The sequence below is a fragment of the Bradyrhizobium sp. Leo78 genome, assembly GCF_059512425.1.
Genome location: NZ_JCAMOT010000017.1, coordinates 164,053 through 170,308, shown reverse-complemented (window position 1 = coordinate 170,308; position 6,256 = coordinate 164,053). Strand labels below are relative to the sequence as shown.

The 6,256-nt window shown below is 65.5% G+C and carries 5 protein-coding genes; 3 read left to right on the top strand and 2 right to left on the bottom strand.

Going from position 1 to position 6,256, the window contains the following annotated elements; genetic code table 11:
- Nucleotides 1–252: 252 nt before the first annotated feature.
- Entirely contained in the window at nt 253–1,497 is a 1,245-nt protein-coding gene (locus tag AC5ZG1_RS22145) for an MFS transporter (protein ID WP_496134076.1), read from the top strand.
- 142 nt (nt 1,498–1,639) lie between these two features.
- The gene (locus tag AC5ZG1_RS22140; protein ID WP_456644137.1) at nt 1,640–2,857 is read left to right on the top strand and encodes a multidrug effflux MFS transporter; all 1,218 of its coding nucleotides are present in this window, start codon (nt 1,640–1,642) and stop codon (nt 2,855–2,857) included.
- Here AC5ZG1_RS22140 and AC5ZG1_RS22135 read toward each other — a convergent pair.
- Nucleotides 2,854–4,113, bottom strand: coding sequence for an adenylate/guanylate cyclase domain-containing protein (locus AC5ZG1_RS22135; RefSeq protein ID WP_028166640.1), 1,260 nt, complete (start codon nt 4,111–4,113; stop codon nt 2,854–2,856). The two genes, AC5ZG1_RS22140 and AC5ZG1_RS22135, sit on opposite strands and share 4 nt — an antisense overlap.
- Before the next feature lie 129 nt (nt 4,114–4,242).
- Here AC5ZG1_RS22135 and AC5ZG1_RS22130 point away from each other — a divergent pair, with 129 nt between their 5' ends.
- Nucleotides 4,243–5,403, top strand: a complete 1,161-nt coding sequence (locus AC5ZG1_RS22130; RefSeq protein WP_456644139.1) for an MFS transporter — start codon at nt 4,243–4,245, stop codon at nt 5,401–5,403.
- A gap of 21 nt (nt 5,404–5,424) precedes the next feature.
- Here the strand turns inward: AC5ZG1_RS22130 and AC5ZG1_RS22125 are convergent, their stop codons facing one another.
- Complete coding sequence (locus AC5ZG1_RS22125; RefSeq protein WP_456644215.1) at nt 5,425–6,246, bottom strand: N-acyl homoserine lactonase family protein; 822 nt, start codon at nt 6,244–6,246, stop codon at nt 5,425–5,427.
- Nucleotides 6,247–6,256 lie beyond the last annotated feature (10 nt).

Genomic DNA, 6,256 nt, shown 5'->3' with positions numbered 1-6,256 from the left:
CGAAGCCTACCGCGCGCTACGAGTTCAGCGATCAGGACACGTTCCACCTGCAGCTTCGCGCCCAGCGGAACTTCTGACCGGCTGAGAACAGCGGTCTATTGATCCTGACCGTGGGCGAACTTGTCCACGGTCTATCGCCAGTTTGAAAGCACCGCGGCGGTCGATTGACGCCGGCGCTGTCGGAAAGCGGGTGGGTTTGGCCGTCCTCGGGTCGGACAATGTCGACAAACGACATTCCGAGGAATTTCTGCCATGTCCGCCCTCAAGGCCCCTCACCTGCCTCCGACCTTCGGCCGTCTGGCCTGGTCGAATCTCGCCGCACAATCGGCCGAGCAGATCGCGCTGGCAGCCGCTCCCATCGTGGCGGTGCTCCTGCTCGGCGTCGGCGAGGGCCAGACTGGCCTGCTGCAGACCGCGCTGACACTGCCCTTCATCCTGTTTGCGATCCCCGCGGGCCTGCTCGCCGACCGCTTCTCGCGGCGGGTCCTGATGGCGGGCTCCGAAGCGTTGCGTGCGGCGGCGCTGGCCGTAACGCTGCTCCTGATCTGGCTCGGCCTGTTGACGCTGCCCCTGCTCTCCGTGCTCGGCTTCATCGCCGTGTGCGGGACGGTTGCCTACAGCGTCGCCGCGCCCGCGCTGGTACCGTCGCTGGTGACGCCAGATCAGTTGCCGACGGCGAATGCGCGGATCGAACTGGCCCGCACCGTCGCTTTCGCCAGCGGGCCTGCGCTCGGCGGCGTGCTGGTCGGATGGGTCGGTGCCGCGCCGGCCTTCGGATTTGCCGCCGCACTCTCGGTGATCGCCGTGGTGCTGCTGGCCGGTATCCACGAGCCGGCCCGCGCGCCGGCACCGCGCCGACATCCGCTGCTGGAGATCAAGGAAGGCGCCGTGTTCGTGTTCCGTCATGAGCTGCTGCGACCGGTGTTCATCACGCAGTTCATCTTCAACACCGCTTCCTTCCTACTGCTCGCGGTGTTCGTGCCCTATGCCGTCAGGCATCTCGGCCTCTCCGCAACCGGCGTCGGCACCACGCTCGCGATGTATGGTGTCGGCATGGTGGTCGGTGCGCTTGCGGCAACGCGGGTGATGCGACGTCTTGCGTTCGGCACTGTGATCGGGCTCGGCCCGGTGACCGGCTTCATCGCCTCCACCATCATGGCGCTGACGACAATTGTCCCTACGCCTCTGCTTGCGGGCCTGAGCTTTTTCCTGCTCGGCGTCGGCCCGATCCTGTGGGTGATCTCGACGACCACGCTCCGGCAATCGGTGACGCCGCCTTCGCTGCTCGGCCGTGTCTCCGCCATCAACATCATGAGCTACGGCGCGCGCCCGCTCGGCTCCGCACTGGGTGCGATCGTCGGCGGGCTTTTCGGCGCCGAGACCTGCCTCTGCCTTGCCGCGGCAATTTTCGCCGCGCAGGCGCTGGTGATCCTGCTGTCGCCGGCGGTCTCCCTCGTCAGACAACCCGACATGGTCAGCGAACCGGCGGGATGTTGATGAGAGAAAAATTCAACTGATCTGATCTGCGATCGGAGAATGTTTTGCGTCATAGCCGAGGGCCGGCCACGACGGCCAAATTAGTGGCTGGTCTTTCCCGCTTTGTATGATACACGTCATCCAATAGCCGAGCGGGAGCACCATGACCGATCAGACTGCAACCATTGACGCCGCCGCATCTCGCCCCGAATCCTCCTCCGGCGCCCTGCAGATCGCGGTTCTGGCCGCGCTTGCGGCGACCGGCACGCTGGCCACCAACATCCTGCTGCCGTCGCTGCCGCAGATGGCGGCTTCGCTGAATGTGACGACCGCGGCGGTCACGTCGGCCATCACGATCTTTCTCGCCGTGTTCGCGCTCGGCCAGCTCATAGTTGGTCCGATCTCGGATCGCTTCGGCCGTCGCTGGCCGGTTCTGATCGGTTTCGCCGTGTTCTTTGCCGGCAGCGTCTGGTGCAGCCTGGCAGAAGATCTCCCGAACCTCTTGATCGGCCGCGTCGTCCAGGCCGCCGGCGCCTGCGCAACCTCGGTATTGTCGCGCGCCATAGCCCGCGACCTGTTCACCGGTGCCGCATTGGCACGCGCGATGGCGCTGATCATGATCGCGATGGCGGCCGCGCCGGGTTTCTCGCCGCTGCTCGGCGGCGCGCTCGATCACTATTTCGGCTGGCGCTCGGAATTCGTGCTCGTCGCGGCCTTTGCGGCTCTCGGCGCGCTCGCCTATGGCGCCACGCTCGGAGAAACCCACCATTCGACGCGGATCCCGCTCAACCCTCTCGCCGTCATCAGCACCTATCTCGGTCTGATCGCAGATCGCCGCTTCGTTGTGCCGACGGCGACCGTCAGCCTGATCATGGGAGGCCTGTTTGCGATGTTCTCGGCCGCGCCCCGGATCTTGATCGAGGCGCTGCATTTCTCACCGATCGAGCTCGGCCTGTTCTTCGCCGGCACGGTGCTGATCGTGTTCGCCTCCGGCTGGCTCGCGACAAGGCTTGCGCCGCGGTTTGGCCTCGACCGCTCGATCAAGGGTGCATTATTGGCGGCAGCCATCGGCGGCGCCGCCATGTTGTTGGTCTCGCTCTTCACCCCGAGCTTCCTGCCGTTCCTGACTGCGATGAGCGTGTTCCTGCTCGGCATGGGCATCGTCAACCCACTCGGCGTCGCGCAGGCGCTATCACCGTTCGGCGAAAAGGCCGGTGCGGCTTCCGCACTGCTCGGCTTCTGGCAAATGATGAACGCGGCGATCGGAGTCTGGCTCGCAGCAATCGTGTCGCATGAGGCAATGTTCGGGCTCGGCGTGGTGCTGACCGCGTTCTCACTGATAGCGGTCGGCCTATACGCGCTACGGGCCAAGCAGGGCTAGCTCGCGAGATAGCGCTCGTATTTTCCGGCCACGACTTCGTCCGCCGCAACGTCGGGATCGAGCGTATAGAGGTCTTGCGCCCGGCTGATGCCGCGCAGCGCGAAGCGCCCGGTCGAAACCAGATAGTTCCGCCCTGCTCCATCCAGGCCATCCCGGAACGCCTGCGAGGTCAGCAGTTCCCGATCGACCGAGCTGCACATCGAAGCGATCCGGCTGACTTCGTTGACCGCCGGCCCTACCACGGTGAAATCGAGCCGGTCCTCGCTGCCGATATTGCCATAGAACACCTCGCCGACATGCAGCCCGACATAGGCTGAGGTGGTCGGCCGACCCTCGCCGGCACGGCGGACGTTGAGCGCATTCAGATTGCGGCGCAAGCGATGCTCGGCCCGAAGCGCAGCCCGTTTTGCGCCTCCCATGTTCTCCTGCGTGAACATCGCCAGCACGCCGTCGCCGATCAGCTTCAGCACCTCGCCGCCGGCATCGTGGATCGCGTCGATCGAGGCCTGAGCATAATCGTTGAGGAACGGGATGATCTCGTCCGGCCCGATGCGCTCGCCGATCGCGGTCGAGCCGCGCACGTCCGAATACCACAACACCGCCTTGATGCGCTCGGTGACGCCGCGCGAGATGCGGCCGCGCATCACCTGCTCGGCGGTCTCGCGCCCGAGATAGACCCGCGCCAAGGTGCGCGCGATGTCGACTTGCGCCGCTGACTTCACCGCCAAGCCCAGCACCGGCACCAGATCGCGCAGCGCCGCCATGTGATGCTCGCCAAATCCTTCGGACTGGCGGGTGGTCCAGGAGGAGTAGAAGCAGTCCATCTCGCCGATCGTGCCGGCCTCGCCGAACCGGTGCACAAAGGAGACGAAATGCTTGTGGCCCTTTTCCGCGAGGTCGTTGATCATGGAGAAATCGAGCGTGGCGCAATCGGCCAGGTCGATCACCATCTCTTCGTGCCCATTTTGCAGCATGTGGTAGAAGGTCGAACGCCGCCAATTCTGGTTGGCATCACCGCTGGAGGTCGAGCCGTATTCGAAAGCGTCGCTTTCATTGGTCTCGCTGTCGCTCCAGCGGAACCCGTGGCCTTCGAAGATCGGGTGCAGCGTATCGATGAAGACGATTGCACGTGACAGCGGCATTCCGGCCGCGCGGCAGCGTTCGCAGAAACCGCGCAGCAGATCGTTTTCGGGCAGGCCGGTCAGACCCTGTCTGACCAGCCAGTTCATCAGGCGCAGGCGGGGCGTCAGTTCCATGCGCGGATTATGCCGGGCAATCGTGTCGCGCGAAAGATCGGTTGGCGGCCCTGGGCGCGACTTGACGACAGTTCCGTGACAGCGGCAAATGTCGGGAATAACGAGACAAGACAGAAACGCGACGGTCCGATGAGCGCCCGGCAGCTTCCGATCATTCTGGCGCTCGGCACCACCCAGACCCTGGCCTGGGCCTCGAGCTACTACCTGCCCGCGGTGCTCGCCGATCCCATCGCCAGAGATCTCGGCATCGGCCCCAACTGGATCTTCGCCGCCTTCTCCGCCTCGCTCGTGCTCTCGGCCCTCCTTGGCCCGCGGATCGGCCGCCAGATCGACCTGGTCGGCGGCAGGTCCGTGCTGTCGATCTCCAATCTGACGCTGGCCGCAGGACTGGTGCTGCTCGGCCTCACGCAATCGATTCCTCTGCTGCTGCTCGCATGGCTTTTCCTTGGGATCGGCATGGGATACGGCCTCTATGATGCCGCTTTCGGTGCGCTCGGCCGTATCTATGGCGAGGCGGCGCGGCGCCCGATCACAGGCATCACGCTGATGGCGGGCTTTGCCTCCACCGTCGGCTGGCCGCTGAGCGCGTGGGGGCTGGAGACGATCGGCTGGCGCAACACCTGCTTTGCCTGGGCGGCGGCACAGCTCTTGATCGGCCTGCCGCTCAACTGGCTGATGCTGCCGCCGATCCCCGGCGCCAAGGCCGCGGCCGCCAATGCGGTGAAGCCGCATATCCCGATCGACCGGCCGATGATCCTGCTGGCGTTTGCGTTCGCGACCGCCTGGACCGTCACCGGCGCGATGGCGGCGCACTTCCCACGCATCCTGGAAGCGGCCGGCGCGACCCCGGTGCAGGCAATTGCCGCCGGCGCCCTGATCGGGCCGGCGCAGGTCGGCGCGCGCGTGGTCGAGGCGTGGTTGCTCAGCCGCTACCATCCGCTGCTCTCGACCGAATTGGCCTGTCTCGGCCACCCGATCGGCGCCGCGATCGTGGCGATCGCCGGCGGTGGCGCGGCAAGCGTCTTCGCGCTTTGCCACGGCGCCGGCAACGGCATCCTGACCATTTCGCGCGGCACCTTGCCGCTCGCGATCTTCGGCTCGCAGAACTACGCCTACCGCCTCGGCATCATCGGCGCCCCGGCCCGGATGGCGCAGGCGGCGGCCCCGCTGCTGTTCGGGCTGTTGCTCGAACGCATGGGCAGCGGCATCCTGATCGTCTCCTCCGCACTCAGTCTTGCGGCATTGGGGGCGCTGCTCCTGGTGCGCGACAACAAGCCAGCACCGCAATAGGCAGCCATTCCATCTGCCCCATCACTCATAAAACGCCGGTGCCGTCTTCAGGCTATCGCGCTGGGCCTTGTCGTGATTGATCCAGAGTTGCGCCTTCTCTTTCGTGAGCGTCTCCGCGATCTTCTGCATCGAGGCCGTCGTCTGCTCCTTGCTGGCATTCATCGACGGCACCCGGCGGTTATCCCAGTTGTCCCTGAAGTGGACGGCGTCGCCGGAAAGTACGACCGCCCCGGTCTTCGGCAGTTTCACCAACAGCGACTGGTGGCCCGGCGTGTGCCCGGGCGTCGACAGGATCATTACATTGCCATCACCAAACACATCCCGGTCGCCGTCCAGCTTGGTCACCGGATGCTCCGCCTTGAAGCGCGGCTGGTTGTTGGCGCCGGGCCAGTCATATTCGGCTTTCTGCACATAGAGCATCGCGGTCGGGAACATCTCCACATTGCCGATGTGGTCCGGATGGGTATGCGAGACCGCCATCGCCTTGATGTCGGACGGCTTCACGCCGATCTGGCCGAACTGCGCGGCCAGCGTCTTGGGACGCCGCCAGATCACCGCTTTCGGATCCGACGGCACGAGCCCGTCCGGCATGCTCGCCACCGCCTCGGGAATGCCGGTGTCCCACAGGAACCACCCTTGCGCGTGCTTGATCAGATAGCAGTTGTCGACGAAATCCATCGACTTGCCTTCGTTGACACCGGGCGACCAGCGCGAGATGTCGCCCGCAACGCCCTCGCCGCAATTGAGGATATAGAGCTTCTCGACGCCCGGCTTTTCCGATTGGGCGCGCGCAGGACCCGCAGCCGCCGCAACCGACAGCAGCGCCACCGCAACACCGATTATTGTCTTCACG